Below are 19,256 nucleotides of genomic sequence, written 5' to 3'. Positions count from 1 at the left end.
CTGCTCAGACCAGATCGCGGGGAATGCGGCGGTGCCAGTTCTGTGAGTACACCCGGTTGCGCAGCGAGCGCGGATCGGCGGGGGAGTCCTCCAGTTCGTAGGCGTCGAGCTGGGCATCGATGACGAATTCGTCGGCGGTGCAGCGCAAGACGGTGTCGGTGACCACCTCGGTTCGCCACTCGTCGCGTTCGAGGCGGCGCACTGTGCGGGTCTGTCCGCGCACGGAGGTGACGTCGTTGTCCTGGAAGCTGAACCATTCCGTGGTCGCGCGGCGCACCGAGGTCCCGATGTCGTCGAGCACGATCGTGCCCTGGTCGTTCTCGATCTCCAGGGTCGACACCCCACTGGCCAGGTCGCGCTCGACCTTCCAATGGTGTTGTCCCGGTTCGACATGCGTCGCGGGCGCGGCCGGCGCGGCCTCCGGTTCCTCGAAGGGGCGAAGGGTCGCGTCCTCGGCGCGCGGCGCGCGTTGCGGCAGGGTCAGTGTGCTCGCTCCGGTATTGATCGTGAGCATCACCGGTTCCGGCGACGGCCAGGCCAACGGCCAGTACGACGACGACACCGAAAGCCGGATCCGGTGCCCGGGCGGGAAGGAATGCGCGATCCCGTTGAGCGGCAGGTGAACCCGATAGGTGCGCCCCGGTTCGAGCGGACGTGGTTCGGCGCTGCCGTCGCGGTGGGTGAGGTTGAGCAGGCCGTAGGTGACCCGGGTCGCCTCGCCGTTGGGTGCCACGTCCGAGAGCCGGGCGGCCAGCATCGCGTTCGGGCGGTCCGCCGAGACCTCGAGGTCCAGGGTCGGCAGACCGAGGATCTCGCACGACTCGTCGAGGGCCTCGGTCTCGAATACCAGGGAGCCGCCGTCCTCGTCGCGCTGGTCCGACGGCAGGTCCGGAGTCGCGGCGTAGGACGCCCACTTGCCCGCGAACATGCCGACACTCAGCGGCGACTGCAGGCGCAGGTGACGCGTGGGTGCCGGCTCCTCGCCGAGGGCGTAGCGGCCGAGAACGAACCGGCGCGGTTCGATATTCGGTGAGGGCCAGGTCGGCTCGCCCACCCAGCGGCCGGGGCGGTCTTCATAAGACGGGTGCGGGGACACGCTGTCCTGCAACCACACTCGCAGCATCGGTTCGTCCATGATGGCGGTGTCGCGGCCCTTGAGCCAGTGATCCCACCACCGCACCATCTCCTGCAGGAACCCGATGGCCGGACCGGGTACGCCCAGATGCGGATACTTGTGCCCCCACGGGCCGATCAACCCCAGGCGCGGTACATCGAGGTGCTCGAGCAGGCGGAAGATCGCATTGGTGTACCCGTCGGCCCAGCCGCCGACGGCGAGCACCGGACACTGCACAGCGCTGTAGTCCTCGTTCACCGAGGCGCGCTTCCAATAGTCGTCGCGGCGTTGGTGTTCCAGCCACTGCTCGATCCACAACCCGCTGCCCGAGAGACGTTCGTGCCACATCTCGCGCCACCGGTCACCGACGATCGCCGGGTCCGGCGGGAGGCTGTTGAAAGCGAACATCACCGTCGCCTCGGACAGGTTGTCCGACAGCAGGCACCCGCCCATGTAGTGCATGTTGTCGACGTAGAGATCCTCCGTCGCCGACGCGCTGACGACGGCTTTGAGCGCGGGCGGCCGGTGCGCGGCGACCTGGAGGCTGTTGAAACCGCCCCACGAGATGCCCATCATGCCGACGTTGCCGTCGCACCAGGGCTGTTCGGCCAGCCACGCGATGACGTCGCAGGCGTCGTCGTGCTCGGCGGGCAGGTACTCGTCGTAGAGCACACCGTCGGAGTCGCCGCTGCCGCGCAGATCCACCCGCACCGACACATACCCGTGGCCGGCGAGGTAGGGGTGGTTCAGCGCGTCACGACCGCGGGTCAGGTCCCGCTTGCGGTAGGGGATGTACTCGAACACCGCGGGCAGCGGTTCCTCGGTGACCGGTCGCCAGATGCGCGCCGCCAGCCGGGCGCCGTCGCGCATCGGGATGAAAACGTTCTCGGTGACCCGTACCTCGTACGGGAACGACTCGACCGTGTGCACTCAATCGACCTCCTCGAATTCGAACGGCAGTGCCTCGAGACAGTCCTGGTAGCGCTGCTCCAACTCGTCGTGGTCGGCGGCGCCGAGATAAAGGGTGGCCAGTTTGTAGCGGTAGGGGTCCTGGTTGGGCAGCTCCGAGAGCCGCTCGCCCGCAGCCACGTCGATGGTCACCACCGTGTCGGGGAACCTGCGGCGCAGGGCCTCGATCTGTGATTCGTCGGGGACGCGGGTGACGACACCGTCCTCGTAGCGCGGCACCATGCACTGTGCGGCGACCGCGAAACGCCCCTTGCTGTGGGGCATTTCGGGGGTGCGCCCGAGCGCGACGTCGATGGCGACGGCGTGGTTGGAGGTGCCGTCGACCTTGACGAACAGGTCGCTGTGCGACTGCGAGATGCGGGTGTTCACCTCGATCAACCACAACTTCCCGGTGTCGGCGTCCCACATGAACTCGGAGTTGAAGCAGCCGTTGTCGTAACCGACGTGGCGCAGATAGCGTTCGGTGACCTCGATCATGGTGTCGCGCACCGACTCCGGCACTGTGCGCGCCGGGTAGTCCAGGTGCGCGAAGCTGTGCCCGGTGGCGTCCTTGCGCATGTCGAACACGCCGTGCACCCGGTACTCACCGCCTGCCACCGACCCCTCGGGCGCTGCCTGGGTGCCGGTGACGATCTGCTCGGCCAGGCAGGTGCGGCCCCCGGCCACGCGCACGTCCTCCGGCACCGTCACCCGGGCGAGGGCCTGGTCGAACGGGTCGGCGATGCGGCCGATCTCGGCGCGGATGGTCTCGGTCGCCGCCGCGAATTCCTCGGGGTCGTGCACCTCGAAACCCAGTTGGGAGGAGTGGGCCTTCACGGGCTTGACCCAGAACGGGAAATCGAGATCGATGCTGTCGAGGGCGTTCGGGTCGAAGGGGTCGAACGCGCAGAAATTCGGCACGCATTCGGGCACGGACTCGCGTTGCAACACCCGGCTCCACAGTTTGTGCTCCGAGCGCAGCACACTCTCGAGGCTGGGCGCGGGCAGGCCACGTTCCGCGGCGAGGATGGGCACGATCACGCTCGTGGGGAAATCCCAGTGGGCGATGATGGCGTCCACCGAGCCGTCGAAGGCATCCAGTTCGGTGCGGGCCCGGTCGAGCAACTCGTCGAAATCGAACTCCTCGGCCTTGACCAGCGAGTCGTAGTCGAGCAGTCCGTGCAGTCGCAGACCGCCGGGAATCTCGACCGTGCTGATGTCGGCTCGCTGCAATTCGGTCAGACCAGGTACGAAAACATTCTTCGTCATTGGTGGCGTCTAACCGGAACGGGCGGTCCGAAACAGGGTGTGACCCGGCGATCACCGGTCGTTTCCCGGCGGCGGTTCAGGGAACGCGCGAGCAGTGAGATGTGCACGGCGAGGACAGGTGGTCGGTGGATGACGGAAGTGACGATCGGTGTACTTGCCGACCCCGACCTGCCCACACGGCTCGCCCGCTCGCTACGCGACGACCTCCCGGCGGAACTCGCCCGGGTCGTCGGCGAACAGGTCGAGTGGCGGGTACTCGTCAACGATGATCCGTTCGAGGCGATGTATCCCGACAGCGTCCACCTGATCGACAAGGCCCGCGAATACGTCCGGGAAACCACCTGGGACCTGGCGTTGTGTGTTACCGACCTGCCGTTGCGTGACGGGCGGGCGGTGGTGGTCGCCGATATCGACCCGGCCCATCAGGTCGCCCTCATCTCGCTGCCCGCACTCGGTGGGATGCGGCTGCGGCAGCGGTTGCGTGAGCTCGCGGTGCGGATCGTCGAAGTTCTGCGCTCGCGACGCTCAGGCGCGCTTACCCGACCGAACGCGCGTGGGCTGCGAGTGGTGGAGCGGGGCGGCGAATTGCGGTTGGTACGGGCCGTGCGGTTCGGCTCGCTGTTCCTGCTGGCAGGGATGGTGCGCGCGAACCGGCCGTGGCAGCTGGTCGTCGGGTTGTCCTCGGCGCTGGCCGGTGCGATGGCCGGAACGGCGTTCGGGGTGCTGTACTCCTCGATCTGGTTGCTGGCAACGGCGATGGGGCCGCTGCGCTTGACGGGAATCACGGTGTCGGCGCTGGTTGCCTTGTCGGCGTGGATCATTGCCGGGCACGGGCTGTGGGAGCGACGGATGCACGGCCGGGACGATCGGTATCTGGCATTGCGCAACGCAGGAACCGTGAGCACCGTCGCCGTCGGCACGATCGTGTTCTTCCTCGCGCTGTACTCGATCACCCTGGTGGCGGTGGCCGTCGTCATCCCGCCGGACTACCTGACCAGCACTCTCGGCCGTCCGTGTGGCCCCTCCGACTACCTGACGATCGCCCTGATGGCGACGGTGCTCGGCACGGTGGCAGGCGCGGTCGGCTCCGGCCTCGAAGACGATGTGACCGTGCGCAAAGCCACCTATGGCTACCGCGAACAAGAGCGTCGCCGGGTCGCCGAAGACCAGCGTCGAGCCCAGGAGCCATAGGGACCCAGCATGATCGGGGCCGTTTCGGATCACGGGGCGTCCTGGGCGGCTCACCGGCTTCATCGGTGGGGGCACCGGATATCCTCGATACCGGTGGTGGTGAAGGGGCGCCCACCGGGACGGAGCGCTGGTCGATGGGCGTCAGGGCAGTGGCACGACGGCTGATCGTTGCCGTTGCGGCGGTGGTCGTCGTCGCGGCGTGTGCGAACGAGCAGGCGAGTGCGCCGACTTCACCGATCGCCTCCTCGAGCGCGCCGAGCCGGTCCGAGGGCGTGCCTGATCTCGGAGTGCCCGAAGTGGTCGCGCAGGGCATCGAGGTGCCGTGGGGACTGGCCTTCCTCTCCGACGGGGCCGCGCTGGTGGCCGAACGGGACTCCGGGCGGATTCTGCGGGTGGTACCGGGTCGCACTCCTGAGCTGTTCTCCGAGGTGCCGGGGGTGGTGGCGCGCGGGGAAGGCGGCCTGCTCGGTCTCGCTGTGCGCGATGACTACGTGTACGCCTACTTCACCGCGGCCGACGACAATCGCATCGTCCGATTCCGGCCGGGTGGGCCGGTGGAGGTGGTGTTCCGCGGAATCGCCAAGGCGGGCAACCACAATGGCGGGCGCATCGCGTTCGGGCCCGACGGAATGCTGTATGTCGGCACCGGGGATGCCGGGCAGTCGTCGCTGTCGCAGGATCCCGGCAGTCCGAACGGCAAGATTCTGCGGCTGACAGCCGAGGGTGCGCCCGCGCCGGGAAACCCGACGCCCGGTTCACCGGTGCTGAGCATGGGGCACCGCAATGTGCAGGGGTTGGCCTGGGACCGGACCGGCACGCTGTACGCGGCGGAGTTCGGGCAGAACCGCCTCGACGAGATCAACCGCATCGAGCCCGGCCGCGACTATGGGTGGCCAGACGTCGAAGGCGCAGGCGGCGCCGACCGGGGCTTCACCGATCCGCTGCTCACCTGGTCGACCGACGAGGCCTCACCATCGGGCGTCGCCATCGCGGGCGACACCCTCTACGTTGCCGCCCTGCGCGGCGAAAGGCTCTGGACGGCAACCCTTTCCGGTGCAGCTCTGACCGCACCCCGGGACTACCTGCGTGACACCTACGGCCGCCTGCGCACAGTCGCTGTCGACCCCGACGGCGCCCTCTGGCTCACCACCTCCAACACCGACGGCCGCGGCGACCTCCGTGACGGTGACGATCGGATCCTGCGCTTCCGGGCCCGCTGAGCGACCCATCGATATTTCGATGTCCGATATCGGCAAGCCTATTGGTCAACGGATGCGGCCCGGCCTACCTTCGGGTGGCGGAACCGTTCGACAGGCGGTCTCCCCACCCAGCCCGAAGGAGCTTCGATGGCTAAATTTCTGTTCGTGATGACCGGCGCGGATCACTGGACCCTGGCCGACGGCACCGAGCACCCCACCGGCTACTGGGCCGAGGAATTCGTGGCGCCCTACGAGGCCTTCACGGAGGCCGGCCACCAGATCGTGGTCGCCACCCCGGGTGGTGTCGTGCCGCCCGTCGACACGGGCAGCCTCGAAGCGGAGGTCAACGGCGGCGCCGCCGGTGCGCAACGCGTCAGGGAGGTGATCGAGGGCGCGAAGGAACTGCGCGATCCGGTGCGACTGGAAGATGTCGACCTGGCCGAATTCGATGCCGTCTACTATCCGGGCGGCCACGGGCCGATGGAAGACCTTGCGGTGAACAAGGATTCGGGCGCACTCCTCAACGCCGCCCTCGCCTCGGGCAAGCCGCTGGCGGTCGTCTGCCACGCACCCGCCGCGCTGCTGGCCACCACCGGTGACGCGGGCGTCTCGCCGTTCGCCGGGTACCGCCTCACCGGCTTCAGCAATGCCGAGGAGTCCCAGGCCGGCCTCGCCGACAAGGCGAAATGGTTGCTCGAGGACCGCCTCGTCGCGCTCGGTGCCGACTACACCTCGGGCGAACCGTGGGCGCCGCACGTCGTCACCGATCGCAACCTCTTCACCGGTCAGAACCCCGCCTCCTCGGCCCCGCTGGCCGCCGCGGTCCTCAAAGCTCTCGCCTGAACTCGGTGCGGCCGTGGACGACTCGTCCACGGCCGCGTTTCAGTCCGCGGCGGCGACGGTGACGTCCCAGCGGGCCCGCGACGACATCACCTCGGCCCGGTGCCGCACCGACCATTCGGCGACCACATCGAGGACCGTGAGCAAGCTGCGTCCGACCGGTGTCAGGGTGTACTCCACCTGCACCGGCACCGTCGGATAGATCCGGCGGGCCACCAGGCCGTCGCGTTCGAGACGGCGCAGGGTCACGGTGAGCATGCGCTGGGAGATGCCGGGCACGCTGCGGTGCAGTTGCAGAAAGCGCCGTGCCCCGCCGATCAGCTCGGTGATCACCAGTACCGACCACTTGTCGCCGATCCGGTTCAGCACGTCGCGCACCTCGCACGCCGCGTGGCGCAGATCCGGTGCACACCGGTCGGCGACCAGCATCGTGCCCCCGCCGGTCCGATCGAAATCGTCGTGTCGAAGCATCCAATGTTCCTAACCTCGGGCTGTATCGCACCAGCTTGACGCCGCGAACAGCCCGGAACAACGACGATCTTCTCGCCGCAGCGGTAAGCCGGGCTTACCGATAGGAGGCGGTCTCGGCTGCGGTCGCAGCCTCGAGTACGAGTTCGGTGAACCGGTCCGGATGGATCAGGGGCAGATAGTGTCCGGCACCGGCGACTACGGTCAGGCGGCCGTCGCGGCACTGCCGCAGGAATCGGCGTTCCTGCACGCGGAAGTGATCGTGGCGGCCGTTGACCAGCGATATCGGCCCCGTATAGGAGCCGAGGGCGGCGAGCACGTCGAAGTCGCTGAGTTCGTCGACGACATCGGGGATGGCCTCGGTCGCTATACCCGCAGCTTCGACGGCGCGGGCGACGGCCGGTGGAAGGACGCGGTCGAACACGCGTGAGCTCGCCCGGTGGCCACCGTCGGGCTGCCGCGAAAGCACTCGATGCATCACGGTGAACGGTGTCATCAGAGTTCGCGTGGGCACGCACGTCGAACCCGCGACCACGAGCCCCGCCACCTTCGCCGGAGCCATTTCCGCAGTGGCGATGCCGACGTACCCACCCAGCGAATGTCCGACAACCAGGGCACGCCCGCCGACGGAATCTATTGCCTCGCAGACGGTGTCGGCAGATCCGGCGACGGTGAACCGTTCGCCGCGCCTGTGCCCGTGGCCGGGCAGGTCGACGGCTGTGACAGGTCGCACCCCGCCGACCCGGTCGGCGACCAAAGTCCAGGCCGCCCCGCTCATCCGGATTCCATGGACGAAAACCACCGGTAGACGATCCGGCATAGCTACCCTCCTCAAATATTGCAACGCAACGTTGCGTTGCAAATGTACCTCGACTGTAGGGGCAACGCAACGTTGCGTTGTATTGTTGGGTGGGTGACGACCTCGGGCCCCCGAAAAGCCGAAACCATCTACCACTGTGCTCTGGAGTTGCTGGCCCGAGACGGCTATGACGACCTGACGATGGAGGCGGTCGCCCGGCAGTCCGGCGTCAATAAGACAACGCTCTACCGCTGGTGGCCGTCGAAGGACGCGCTGCTCGCCGCGGCGCTGACTGTGGCCGCGCCCCTGCGCATTTCGATTCCCGACACCGGCAGCTTCGAGGGCGACCTCACCGCGCTCGGGCTCGAGATCGGCCGGCTGCTGACCGCCGAGGACACCTCGCCCATCGTCACAGCGGTCCTGTCCGCATCGGCCTCACGTCCCGAGCTCGCCTCGGTCGGTCATCGCTTCTTCAGTGATCGGCTCGAACGCGAGCAGGTGATTTTCGACCGCGCCGTCGCACGGGGTGAAATCCCGGCCGGACTGGATCCGGCGCTCGTCGTCGACCTGCTCGCGGGTTCGCTGTGGACGCATCTCGTGCTGCGCGGTGAAGGGTTCAGCGAGTCGTATGTGCGCACGGTGGTGGGTGTCATCATGCACGGAACACGCTCGCGTACAGCGTGATCGGCCTGCTTACCGGCCGGTGCGCAGCCGCACGTGTGCTGTATCGCCCTCGGCCAGCTCTTCGGCCCGCAGGACCGGCTTCTTCATGGGCAGGATGTACGTGCCGCGCTTCTTGTCCGGGAACACCGATGTCGACCAGGTGGTCGCGCCGACCGACACCGTGACCGGGACGGCGCCGAAACCGGGTCCGGTGCGGGGATGCCGGTCGGCGATATCGTCCGCGACCGGCTCGGGGAGCGCGACGAAATGCCAGGTGGCGCCTGGTGCCTGCCAGACCTCGGCGGCGAATTCGTACTCCCACGGCTGCATGCGCGCAGGATAGCGCCGGGCGCCGACAGGTTCCGGTCGGCAACGGTGTTGTTGCGGGTTCGACTCGGTGTGGACCCCGGGGAGGGTCGTGGTGTGGGAGCCGGGCGGCGGCGAAGTACTGTCTCGGGCGTTCATCAGCCCAGCAGGAACGACAGAGGAGACGAATGTTCACCCGATATCGTCTGACCGGAGCCGTTGTTCTCGCCACCGCGTCGATCGGGCTCGTCCCGTTCGCCGCACCGGGCATCGCCGCGCCACCCGGTGCGAACCAGGCGGAGCCGATCATCACCTGCACCCAGAACGGCACCGTCACCTGGGCGGGCGACGGGCTCGGGGAGAAGCCGACCCGTGTCGAATGGTCGGCTACCACCGAGTTCACCGACTGTGCCGGGTCCGCCGTCGACGAGGGTGGGCTGTACCCGGTGAGCATGGAGGAGCAGGGCACCGAGGTGGCCTCCTGCGAGGGGAAGGTGACCGTCCACGAGGGCACGGGCACCATCACCTGGTCCGACGGCAGCACGAGCACCACCAGCAGCAAAGCCGCGGGCAACCAGGCCAAGTCCAAGGGCGGTGGCCCGGCCACCTTCCCGATCACCATCGACTCCGGCACGCTCGCCGGGCACTCCGCGACCGACGACAACACGGTGACCACCGAACAAACCTGTCCCGGGGTCACCGAGGCGGCGCTGACCGGCACGTTCACCGTGAGCTGAGACCGCGAGCGTCGCCGGGAATCCTCCGGCGGCGCTCGTCCGTCAGTGGGGTCCGGCGACGATGTCGGCCCACTCGCTCACCAGGTGCCATGCTGTCGCCACGTGTTCGAGGCGGGTCGCGCAGCCCCCGATCGCCACGCGGAGAGCGAACTGCCCGCGAACCACGGTGTGCGACAACAGGACCTGGCCCGTCGCGTTGACAGCGTCCAGCAGGGCCCGGTTGACCTCGTCGGCGGCGCGCAGGCGGAAACAGATCAGCGACAGCGGATGCGGCGCGAGCACGTCGAACCGGGCGTCGGCCTCGACCCACGCCGCGAACCGCTGCGCCGCGGACACGCTGTAGCGAATGTGCTCGCGCAAACCGGACGCGCCGTACCAGCGGATCACCGCCCACAACTTCAGTGCCCGGAACCGGCGGCCCACCGGCAGTTGCCAATCCCGGTAGTCCACCACTGCGCCGGATTCGGTCGCGCTGTTGCGCAGGTATTCCGGCAGTACCGACAGCACGTCCGTCAGCGCCGAGTGGTCGGCGAGGTAGCAGGCGTCGAATTCCAAGGCGGTGAGCAACCATTTGTGCGGATTGGTCGCGTAGGAATCGGCGAAGTCCGCTACGCCGTCGTTGATCCAGCGCAGCTCCGGGCACATCGCGGCCACGCCCGCGTACGCCGCGTCCACATGCAACCAGGCGCCGAATTCGCGACAGACCGGGCCGATGAGGGGAACCGGGTCGACGGCGCCCGTGGAAGTGGTGCCGACCGTCGCCATCACCAGGACGGGTATCCGGCCGGCCGCGGCGTCGTGTGCCATCGCCGTACGCAGCGCCATCGGGTCCATCGACAGATCCGCGCGGGTGTCGACGAAGCGGATGGCGCTGGAGCCGAGACCCGTTATCCGCGTCGCCTTTTCGAAACCGCAGTTCGCTTCGGTCGAGGTGTAGACGACGTAGCGGCCACGCTCGACACCCGCGCGGGCGACCGCTCCGCGCGACGCCCGCTGTAGGGCGGCCAGCAGGGCGATCAGCATCGCGGTGCTCGCACCGTCCTGCACCACACCGCCACCGCCGCCTGCGAAGGTGAAACGCTCGGGTAGCCCGATCAGGCCGGCCAGCCAGTCGAGAACGAGCTGTTCCAGCTCGGTGCACGCCGGTGCGGTCTGCCAGAGCATGCCTTGCATACCGAGACCGGAGATCAGCAGCTCGGCCAGCGCCGACGGGCCCGACGCGCCGCTCGGGTAGTAGGCGAGGAAGCCGGGATGCTGCCACTGTGTCGAGCCCGGCACGACGATCCGATCCATGTCGGCGAGCAGTGCCTCGAACGGTTCGCCGATCTCGGGCGGCTCGGCAGGCAGTTGCGCGCGGACCTCACCGGGTACGACGTTCGACCGCACCGGCCGCGACTCCACCCGCTCCCAGTAGTCGGCCACCCAGTCCACCACGGCCCGGCCGTGGGCCCGGAATTGGGCAGCCGTCATATGCGGGGGAACGGGTGCGAGGACATGCTGGTGTGCTGGAGCAACGCGCGGGGTGGTCGCCACCGATCAGAGGGTAGAGGCCCGCCGCGCCGATCCGCCGCGCGGCGAGGCGTGTCGGCGCAGGTGACGCGGCGCTGAAACGGGTTCTCGTCCGGAAACCCGGGGATCCGGTCTCGTTCAACGGGTGAGTTGAGACACGAAAGTGGTTGTCGGGCAACAGGATTGCTACACTCCTGCCTGGTGGAGCGAGCGGCGGGGACCGCAGACCTCGACGCTCTCTCCACCTCCGATTGTGCTCCCCGGTCAGGGCGCTTTCGTATCGCTCCCGCCCTGTGCGCAGGTCGATGGAATGCCGGTGTTTCGGTGGTTGCCGTCTGGGCAAGCGCACACCATGGCAACTGACGAGCAAAATGGCACCACCCCGTCGCCTGCGAGTGCGGCCGCGGACTTGGTCACCGTCGACATGGTGCGAGATCTGCTCGGCGCCGACGACGCGCAAGCCTGCCTGGTTCTCGAAGGTGGACGGGTACGGGTCGCCCCGGGATCGGAGGACCAGCAGAGCGGGATGGTCGTCGTCAGCCGGGCGGAGGTTCAGCGGCGGCTCGGCGCGCACCCGGACCCGACCGCACTGACCGAACAGGCCGCCCTGCTGGACAGCGAAGTCCGCCTGCTGGGCGCCTGATCGCTGTCGACGGACGCCGGGGATCTGGTCCTCGCCCGCGCGGCGCCGGTGCCCGGCGGATCGGTTCTCAGGCCCGGTACATGCCGTCGATCTCATCGGCGAATCGCTCGGCGACCACGTGCCGCTTCACCTTGAGCGTGGCGGTGAGTTCGCCCGACTCCTCGGTCAGGTCGCGGTCGAGGACGACGAACTTCTTGATGGATTCGGCGTGGGAGACGGTGCTGTTGGCGTCGTCGATCGCCTGCTGCACCTCGGCGAGCAGCGCCGGATCCGTCCGCAGATCGGCGACGGTCGCCTCGGCCGGCCGATCGGCCGCTTCCTTCCATCCGGTGAACGTCTCCGGGTCGATGGTGATGAGCGCGGTGATGAACGAGCGACCGTCGCCGACCACTACGGCCTGCGAGATCAACGCGTGCGAACGGATGCGGTCCTCCATCGGGCCGGGGGAGACGTTCTTGCCGCCCGCTGTGACGAGGAGGTCCTTCTTGCGACCGGTGATCGACAGGAACCCGTCGTCGTCGATGGCGCCGAGGTCGCCGGTGCGCAACCACCCGTCGGGCAGCGCGGCGGCGGTAGCTTCCTCGCCGCGCCAGTACCCGGCGAACACGACGCCACCGGACACCTCGATCTCCCCGTCCTCGGCGATGCGAACGGCGTTGCCGCCCAACGGTTGTCCCACCGTGCCGATCTTCACCGCGCCCGACACGTTCACACAGTGCGCGGCGGTGGATTCGGTCAGGCCGTAGCCCTCGTAGACCGGGACACCGACGCCCCGGAAGAAGTGCCCGAGCCTGGGCGTCAACGCGCCGCCGCCGGAGATGACGAACTCGCAGTCACCACCGAGGGCGGCTCGCAGCGGGGTGTACACCAGCCGGTCGCACAGTGCGTACTCGGCACGCAGCAGCAGCGATGGTCTGCGCGCGAATCCGCCGGTGTGGTCGAGGTTTTCACTCCACCGCACCGCGGTCTGCTCGGCGAACCGGAACACGGCCGCCTTGACCTTGCCGCCGTCGCGGGCCTTCTTCTCCGCGCCGTCGCGCACCTTCTCGAACACCCGAGGCACGCCGAGGATGGTGTGCGGGCGGAAGCGGGTGAACTGCCCGGTGATGGTCTTGAAGTCCGCCCAGTGCGCCTGGGTCATCCCGCCCTCGAACGCGGCCAGCGACACCGCCCTGGCCAGCACGTGCGCGAGCGGCAGGAAAGTGAGCATCCGCTGCCCAGGGCGGGCCACCTCACCGATGCTCGCGGTCAGGATGCCGCGCACTTCCGACAGGAAGTTGCGATGGGTGAGCATGCAACCTTTGGGGCGACCGGTGGTGCCGGAGGTGTACACCAGCGAGGCGAGGCCGTCGGCGCGCAGCCCGTCGAGCCGTTCCCGCAGGCAGTCGTCGGAGCGGTCGGAGCCCTCGGCGATCAGCAGGGTTTCGGCGCCGTCGTCGATGACCAGGGACCGGCGCAGCGTTGCCGGTGCGTTCGCGAGCAGATCTTTGTGCCGGGCGGTCTCCACGATGGCGAGCGCCGCACCGGAATCCTCGAGGATCCACCGCACCTGCTCGGCCGACGACGAGTCGTAGACGGGAACGGTCACCGCACCGGCGGCCCAGATCGCGAAGTCGAACAGGGTCCACTCGAAGCGCGTCGCCGACGCGAGAACCACCCGGTCGCCTGCCTGAATACCGTTGGCGATCAGGCCTTTCGCGACGGCGGACACCAGCCGCGCGAACTCGTCCGCGGCGACGTCGACCCAGTGATCCCCGACGGGACGGGAGAACAGCACCCGCTGCGGGAACTGGTCGGCCTGGGTGTAGACCGAGCCGACGATGGTCTCGTTCTCGGCGATGGTGAACGTGGCCGGCGTGGTGAACTCACGCATGCTCGCCTCCAAGGGGCTGGTCGGGTCGCTGGAATCGTCGTAAGGCGTGCGCGAAGTCGGTGATGTCGGCGGCGGTCCAGTCGCTCATCCGCTCCTCGAGCAGCATGAGGTCGTGTTCGATCGCGGCTCGATGTGCCCGGCGGCCCGACGCGGTGAGCGTCAACGGGTAGCCCGCACGGGAATTTCCGTCGCCCGCCGCCACCCAGCCCGCGTCGACGCAGGTCCGCAGCTGTCGTGACACCGTCGAGCGGTGCACGCCGAACGCTTCGGCCAGCTCGGTGGCACGACAGCCCGGATTCCGTTCGATGTAGGACAACGCCGACCGCTGGGCGAACGACGGTATCCCCTCCGACGCGGGCCGCGCCGCGATGGCTTCGCGGACGATCTGCGTGAGCGCGTCGTGCACCGCGACGAGCTCGGGCGACCATCCACCCGACTGGTGTTGCATGGCGCAACTATATCCCCGGCCGGTGGCTGCCTGTTCGCGGCCCCGGTGTGCATTCCCGATCGATTCTGGGAACGCCGGCGCCGGTGGCCGGAGTACCGGATCATGACTCACGGTGGGCGGCGCGCCGGAGTAGCCGGAGTACTGCCCGTTCCACGATTGCTCGGCGCTCGCTGTCGGTGCCCGCGCGGGCGGCTCTGTCCAGCGCTCGGGAGATCGTGACTCCGTCGGTATACGATTCACCGACCCTCGGGTCGATATAGGAGGCGCGGGCCACGGCGGGCGTATTGCCCAGCGCCGCAGCGACTTCGGCGATCACGGCGCGTTCGGTCCGCTTGCGCGCACGCTCGGAGGTCGGGGGTTCGGCGTGTGCGAAACCCTCGGCGGCCAGCACGGTGGCCTGCCAGGTCCGTAGGTCCTTGACGGTGCAGTCCGTTTCGGTGAGCGCTTTGAAACGGGCGTTGATGTCGTCGGCATGCAGTTCTCGGTAGCCGTTCTTGTCGCGGTAGACCAGTAGCCGGGGCGAATCCGCGCGACTACGCCGCAGGGAAGCAACCGCGCGGGCCAGATCGGCGTCGTGAATCCGGACGCGACGACGCAAGCCGCCCTTGGCGACATAGTCGAACAGCATCTGCTCGCCCTCGACGCGCCCCTGTTCGCGCAGCAGGGTGGCGACGCCACGGGTGCCGTTCTCCTCGGCGTACTCCTCGCCGCCGACCCGGAACACGCCGAGGTCGATCAACCCGATGGCCACGGCCTCGACCCGGTGCCGGTGCAGGCCGGAGCGGCGCACATCGGCGGTCAGCCGGTCGCGCAGCGGAGGCAGACGACCGGCCAGATCGAGGACGCGATCGAACTTCTCCTCGTCGCGCTCCCGTCGCCACTGCTCGTGATACAGGTATTGGCGGCGGCCGGCGGCATCGACACCGACCGCCTGGATATGACCGTTGGCATGCGGGCAGATCCACACCTTGCGCCATGCGGGCGGAATCACCAGGCCGTTGATCCGCTCGAGCAGGTCTTCGTCCGAGACTTGTTCACCGTCGGTGGTCAGGTAGGAGAAACCACGACCCCGGGTGACTCGCCGGATCCCGGGGCCGTAGGGAGTGCTTCGCCGTAAGCGCACGAAACCTCCTGTTCGCTGCCACCGGGTCGGGTCAGGACATCGACGTGTTCAGGATCGGCGCGTCGGGCCGGGATTCCACGCGGAATTCGAGGCCGAAGTTGTCGAGGGTGAGCGGCAAGGGTGTCGACGGATCGAGACGTGGGGTCGAGGTCAGCTCGAACCGCGCCGCGCGCAGCATTTCCCCGAGCAACGTACTGGTGACGAACAGCACCAGGTCCTGCCCGGGGCAGGCGGCGGGTCCGGCGCTGAACGGCACCAACTGCGGGTAGTCCTTCGCACGGCCGTCCAACCAGATGTCGGGAACGAAATCGTCGGCGAACGGAAGCGACCGCTGGTCACGGTGGAACGCGACGGCAGCGATCAGCAGCGCCGCACCGGCCTCGGTGGTGAAACGCTCCTCACCGTCGTGCCAGACGGTGTCCTCGGTGACGTCGCGCAGGATGAGCGGCGTCGTCGGCCACAGCCGCACCGATTCCAGGACACACGCCCGGAGATAGGGGAGCGTGGCCGGGGTCGTGGCGTTCTGTGCCTCGGCGACGGCCGCGGCGCACTGTTCGGGATGGGTGGCCAGCAATGCCACCGTGCGACTCAGTGCCATCCCCGCCGCATCGAAGGCGAACAGCCAATGCGGTACCTGGCCGACGGGATCCGTTGCACCGGAGGCGGATACATCGGTGAGCGCGCCGAGGAGGCTGTCTTCCTCCGCGGATTCGGCATAGCGGTAGAGGCTCTCGGAGAACTTCTCGCCCGAGCGCCGGCGTTGTGGCACGAGAAATGACCAGTTGGCCGCCGAACGCAGCTGCCACAGTCGATCGGTGATGTCGTGGTCCTCGCGCGCAGAGGAGCCGAGGACCAGCCGACGGACCAGCCGCCACCACGCGGTGGTGAACTGTGCGGCGTCCAGCGTGCCGGTCGAGGAGGCCGCCGTCAGCATCCGGGCCGCTTCGTCGGCGACGACCTCGGCGAACGGGGTCGCCAGCCGGTGCAGCGGACGGCCGGTCTCGAGCGCGGCTTCGTTCACCGCCCGGCGCTCCTCGCGGATCGGGCCCTCCGAGATCAGGACACCGTGCGGCTGGAATTGGCGCAATGCGGCGCGCTTCTCCCGATTCGCCGGATCGAACGGTGACGGTGCTTGCGCCAGCACCCTGCCCACATCGGCGGGATCGGTCACCACGACCACCCGTCGACCGGGCAATACCAATTCCACCGGCCCCGAACCGAATTCGTCACGCAGCGAAGACATCCGCCGGACGGCACGACTGTCCGCCTGCGTGCGTTCCAGTATCCCCATCATCCGGCGGCGACGGGCGATGACGCCCGCGGCGAATCCGGCGAACCCCAGGTCCGCCAGCGTCGCCGCCGCGCGGACACCTTTCAACCGATGACCCGGCATGTGACCTCCTGAGCAGCGGAATGCCGGCGTCGGTGTGCCGGCACGCGAGCTACTTGCGGTCATTCCACGCGAAGGACCGTCTAAACGACCCGCCCGATTCCGGGTGGAAACCGGGTACTACGCACGTGAGCCGAAGAACTCCGCTCTCGCGGCGTCGACACGTGCCTGTGCCTGGGCGGCGCCCTGGAAACTGACCGCGGCCGAACCGCCGCCTGCTAGCCCGAGGGCCAGCAGACCGCCGATCACCGAGAGAAGGTTCGGGTCGGGGAGGAGACCGGTGTCGCTGGTGGGTGTGACGTCGTGGGCGGGGACCGCCGGACCGCCGCCGGGTGCGGGAGCAGCGGGAGGATCGGCTGCTCCACCGGGGGCGGGTGCGGGGGCCGAGTCACCGCCGGAACCTGATCCGGCAGGTGGTGCGCCACCACCCCCTGGTGCGCCACCACCGGGCCCGCCGGCGCCGGGAGCGCCGCCGGATTCGCCCGCGTTCGGCTCAGGAGCCTCCGGCTGGGCAGGTGCGGGAGCGTCCGGGGCAGGGGCCGCAGGGGCGGATTGCGGGGCAGGGGCTTGTGGTTCAGGCGGATTCTCGGGGTTGTTGCCTTGGTTGCCGCCGCCGTTGCCTTGGTTGCCGTTCCCGTTGCCGGGGTTCGGGTTGCCGTTGTTGCCTTGGTTCCCGCCGCCATTGCCTTGATTGCCGTTTCCGCTACCGGGGTCCGGGTTGCCGTTGTTGCCTTGGTTCCCGCCCTCGTTGCCTTGATTACCGTTACCAGGGTCGGAGTTGCCCTGGTTGCCGCCTCCGTTGCCCTGGTTACCGTTGCCGCTTCCCGGGTCCGAGTTCCCGTTGCCTCCGCCGTTTCCGTGGTCTCCGGGTTCGGCGACGAACCGGATCGCGGGGCTGTCGGGAAATCGCGAGGTGTCCGTAGGGCCGAGCCCCGCGACGGCGACCTGGCCCCCGGGCGACGGTGTGGGCTGGGCAGCCGCGAGCCCGCAGTAGCCGAGGAGCCCGAGAACACCCGCGGCCCCGGCTGCCACCGCGGTTCGTCTCATCCGACCGGCTGCCACTTGCCCTCCGTCCCGTCGCCCAAAGCCCACCACACACCATTGCGGTCGGATTCAGAGGGCCTGGCGTTACTGCTCCGACCGTCGATCGCTCCCGAGCCGACGATCGTCGACGCCGCCGAACGGGCGTCGGACCATCGGCGCGCTAGTAGGCGAAAGACAGCGGTTCGACAGGTTCGGCGCGGTGTTTGCCGCCACCGCTGCCGTCGTCGGGGCCGGAATCGTCGTGCTGCGACGTGGTCGAATCCGGCGCCGGGCCCGCGACGGTGTACCGATGCATGAGGTAATACCAGACCACCGCGAGCGCACCGTAGAGCGCCGTGAACACGATCAGTGAGAACAGCACGGTGCCCGGTGCGTGGTCCGAGACACCCTGGTCCACGGTCATGCGGATGGTGAGGTCGCCCGCGAGGTCGGGAACGACCACCCAGGGCTGGCGCCCCATCTCGGTGAACACCCAGCCCGCACTGTTGGCCAGGAACGGCGTCGGGATGGCGAGCAGGCTCAGCCAGGCGAACCAGCGCCGGTCGGGGGCGCGACCACCCCGGGTCGCCCAGAAACCGGCGAGCAGCAGCACCATCGGGCCGGCGAGCAGGCCGACCATGGTGCGGAACGACCAGTAGGTGACGAACAGATTCGGCCGGTAATTGCCCGGCCCGTATTGCTCGACATAGGAACGTTGCAGATCCTCGACGCCCTGCAAGGTCACGCCGGTGAACTGATCCTTGGCAAGGAACGACAGCACATACGGAACCTCGATCAGGTGCTCCACGCTGTCGCAGTTGTTGTGTGTGCCGACGGTGAGCACCGAGAACTTCGGGTCCGTCGCCGTGTGACACAGCGATTCCGCCGAGGCCATCTTCATCGGCTGCTGATCGAACATGATCTTGCCCTGGATATCGCCCGTGAGTGCCACCACCACGATCGACGCCGCCACCACATACAGCGAACCGCGGGCCGCGGGACGCCAGAGCGTGGTGGCTTCGGACTGTTTCACCGCGTCACCGCTGCGCATATTGCGCACCATGAACCAGCCGCAGATACCGGCCACGAACACCGACGCGGTGAGGAACGCACCGGCGACCACATGCGGGAACGCCGCCAGCGTCGTGTTGTTGGTGAGCAACGTCCAGATGCTGTCCAGTTCGGCCCGGCCGGTCTCGGGATTGAATCGCGCACCGACCGGATGCTGCATGAACGAGTTGGCCGCGATGATGAAATAGGCCGACGCGTTCACCCCGATGGCCACCAACCAGATCGTGGCCAGGTGAACGAGTTTGGGCAGCCGGGACCAGCCGAAGATCCACAGTCCGATGAAGGTCGATTCGAGGAAGAAGGCGACCAACGCTTCCAAAGCCAAAGGGGCGCCGAAGATATCGCCCACGAAACGGGAGTACTCGCTCCAGTTCATCCCGAACTGGAACTCCTGCACGATGCCGGTTGCCACGCCGATCGCGAAATTGATCAGGAACAATCTGCCGAAGAATTTGGTGAGCCGATACCATTTCTCGTCGCCGGTGACGACCCACGCGGTCTGCATTCCCGCGACGATGGGAGCAAGACCGATGGTGAGCGGTACGAAGATGAAGTGATACACCGTGGTGATACCGAATTGCCACCTCGAGATATCGACGGTGCTCATCGCCAGCGTACTCATCGTCGGTCTCCTGCCGTCGT

At 68.3% G+C, this 19,256-nt stretch carries 18 protein-coding genes; 6 read left to right on the top strand and 12 right to left on the bottom strand.

All coding sequences use genetic code 11. From position 1 onward, the window contains the following. Positions 1 to 4: 4 nt before the first annotated feature. Entirely contained in the window at positions 5 to 2,044 is a 2,040-nt protein-coding gene (locus AB0F86_RS11410; RefSeq protein ID WP_356983666.1) for a CocE/NonD family hydrolase, read from the bottom strand. Further along, on the bottom strand, positions 2,045 to 3,331 hold the full coding sequence (locus tag AB0F86_RS11405) for an ATP-grasp domain-containing protein (RefSeq protein ID WP_356983665.1): 1,287 nt from the start codon (positions 3,329 to 3,331) through the stop codon (positions 2,045 to 2,047). A gap of 129 nt (positions 3,332 to 3,460) precedes the next feature. Here AB0F86_RS11405 and AB0F86_RS11400 point away from each other — a divergent pair, with 129 nt between their 5' ends. From AB0F86_RS11400 to AB0F86_RS11390, 3 genes are all read left to right on the top strand, one after another. After that, positions 3,461 to 4,522: a hypothetical protein gene (locus AB0F86_RS11400; RefSeq protein ID WP_181698658.1), complete on the top strand. Its 1,062-nt coding sequence runs from the start codon at positions 3,461 to 3,463 to the stop codon at positions 4,520 to 4,522. A 134-nt stretch (positions 4,523 to 4,656) separates the two neighbouring features. Continuing rightward, positions 4,657 to 5,742, top strand: a complete 1,086-nt coding sequence (locus tag AB0F86_RS11395; protein WP_356983663.1) for a PQQ-dependent sugar dehydrogenase — start codon at positions 4,657 to 4,659, stop codon at positions 5,740 to 5,742. Between the two features lie 126 nt (positions 5,743 to 5,868). Further along, on the top strand, positions 5,869 to 6,564 hold the full coding sequence (locus AB0F86_RS11390) for a type 1 glutamine amidotransferase domain-containing protein (RefSeq protein WP_181698660.1): 696 nt from the start codon (positions 5,869 to 5,871) through the stop codon (positions 6,562 to 6,564). Positions 6,565 to 6,603: 39 nt separating this feature from the next. Here AB0F86_RS11390 and AB0F86_RS11385 read toward each other — a convergent pair whose 3' ends face one another. Together AB0F86_RS11385 and AB0F86_RS11380 are read right to left on the bottom strand one after the other, a co-directional pair. Continuing rightward, a complete protein-coding gene (locus AB0F86_RS11385) occupies positions 6,604 to 7,032 on the bottom strand; it encodes a helix-turn-helix domain-containing protein (protein WP_225279289.1) in 429 nt (142 codons plus the stop codon). Positions 7,033 to 7,126: 94 nt separating this feature from the next. Then, positions 7,127 to 7,849, bottom strand: coding sequence for an alpha/beta hydrolase (locus AB0F86_RS11380; protein ID WP_356983661.1), 723 nt, complete (start codon positions 7,847 to 7,849; stop codon positions 7,127 to 7,129). A gap of 93 nt (positions 7,850 to 7,942) precedes the next feature. Between AB0F86_RS11380 and AB0F86_RS11375 the strand changes: the two genes are divergently transcribed. Further along, entirely contained in the window at positions 7,943 to 8,512 is a 570-nt protein-coding gene (locus tag AB0F86_RS11375) for a TetR/AcrR family transcriptional regulator (RefSeq protein ID WP_356983659.1), read from the top strand. A gap of 9 nt (positions 8,513 to 8,521) precedes the next feature. Here the strand turns inward: AB0F86_RS11375 and AB0F86_RS11370 are convergent, their stop codons facing one another. After that, a complete protein-coding gene (locus AB0F86_RS11370) occupies positions 8,522 to 8,821 on the bottom strand; it encodes a DUF1905 domain-containing protein (RefSeq protein ID WP_356983658.1) in 300 nt (99 codons plus the stop codon). A 164-nt stretch (positions 8,822 to 8,985) separates the two neighbouring features. Between AB0F86_RS11370 and AB0F86_RS11365 the strand changes: the two genes are divergently transcribed. Next, on the top strand, positions 8,986 to 9,534 hold the full coding sequence (locus AB0F86_RS11365) for a hypothetical protein (RefSeq protein WP_356983656.1): 549 nt from the start codon (positions 8,986 to 8,988) through the stop codon (positions 9,532 to 9,534). Between the two features lie 42 nt (positions 9,535 to 9,576). Here AB0F86_RS11365 and AB0F86_RS11360 read toward each other — a convergent pair whose 3' ends face one another. Further along, positions 9,577 to 11,067, bottom strand: a complete 1,491-nt coding sequence (locus tag AB0F86_RS11360) for an aminotransferase class V-fold PLP-dependent enzyme (protein ID WP_356983655.1) — start codon at positions 11,065 to 11,067, stop codon at positions 9,577 to 9,579. A gap of 328 nt (positions 11,068 to 11,395) precedes the next feature. On the opposite strand from AB0F86_RS11360, the gene AB0F86_RS11355 reads away from it, so the two are divergent. After that, the gene (locus tag AB0F86_RS11355) at positions 11,396 to 11,686 is read left to right on the top strand and encodes a hypothetical protein (protein ID WP_356983654.1); all 291 of its coding nucleotides are present in this window, start codon (positions 11,396 to 11,398) and stop codon (positions 11,684 to 11,686) included. A 67-nt stretch (positions 11,687 to 11,753) separates the two neighbouring features. Here AB0F86_RS11355 and AB0F86_RS11350 read toward each other — a convergent pair whose 3' ends face one another. From AB0F86_RS11350 to AB0F86_RS11325, 6 genes are all read right to left on the bottom strand, one after another. Beyond that, positions 11,754 to 13,559 carry a long-chain fatty acid--CoA ligase gene (locus AB0F86_RS11350; protein ID WP_356983652.1) on the bottom strand — a complete coding sequence of 602 codons (1,806 nt, stop codon included), beginning with the start codon at positions 13,557 to 13,559 and terminating at the stop codon, positions 11,754 to 11,756. Continuing rightward, positions 13,552 to 14,007 carry a MarR family transcriptional regulator gene (locus tag AB0F86_RS11345; protein WP_356983651.1) on the bottom strand — a complete coding sequence of 152 codons (456 nt, stop codon included), beginning with the start codon at positions 14,005 to 14,007 and terminating at the stop codon, positions 13,552 to 13,554. The genes AB0F86_RS11350 and AB0F86_RS11345 overlap by 8 nt, the downstream gene beginning before the upstream one ends. A gap of 100 nt (positions 14,008 to 14,107) precedes the next feature. Continuing rightward, positions 14,108 to 15,130, bottom strand: a complete 1,023-nt coding sequence (locus AB0F86_RS11340) for a DNA topoisomerase IB (protein ID WP_356983650.1) — start codon at positions 15,128 to 15,130, stop codon at positions 14,108 to 14,110. A 31-nt stretch (positions 15,131 to 15,161) separates the two neighbouring features. Then, the gene (locus tag AB0F86_RS11335) at positions 15,162 to 16,523 is read right to left on the bottom strand and encodes a cytochrome P450 (protein ID WP_356983648.1); all 1,362 of its coding nucleotides are present in this window, start codon (positions 16,521 to 16,523) and stop codon (positions 15,162 to 15,164) included. A 117-nt stretch (positions 16,524 to 16,640) separates the two neighbouring features. Continuing rightward, positions 16,641 to 17,552 (bottom strand): hypothetical protein, encoded by a 912-nt coding sequence (locus AB0F86_RS11330; protein WP_356983647.1) that lies wholly within the window; start codon positions 17,550 to 17,552, stop codon positions 16,641 to 16,643. Positions 17,553 to 17,724: 172 nt separating this feature from the next. After that, positions 17,725 to 19,221 carry a cytochrome ubiquinol oxidase subunit I gene (locus AB0F86_RS11325; protein ID WP_356983786.1) on the bottom strand — a complete coding sequence of 499 codons (1,497 nt, stop codon included), beginning with the start codon at positions 19,219 to 19,221 and terminating at the stop codon, positions 17,725 to 17,727. Positions 19,222 to 19,256: the final 35 nt, after the last annotated feature.

This window comes from Nocardia sp. NPDC023733, from assembly GCF_040639775.1.
Lineage (GTDB): Bacteria > Actinomycetota > Actinomycetes > Mycobacteriales > Mycobacteriaceae > Nocardia > Nocardia rosealba.
This window is presented reverse-complemented; position numbering and strand designations above follow the sequence as displayed.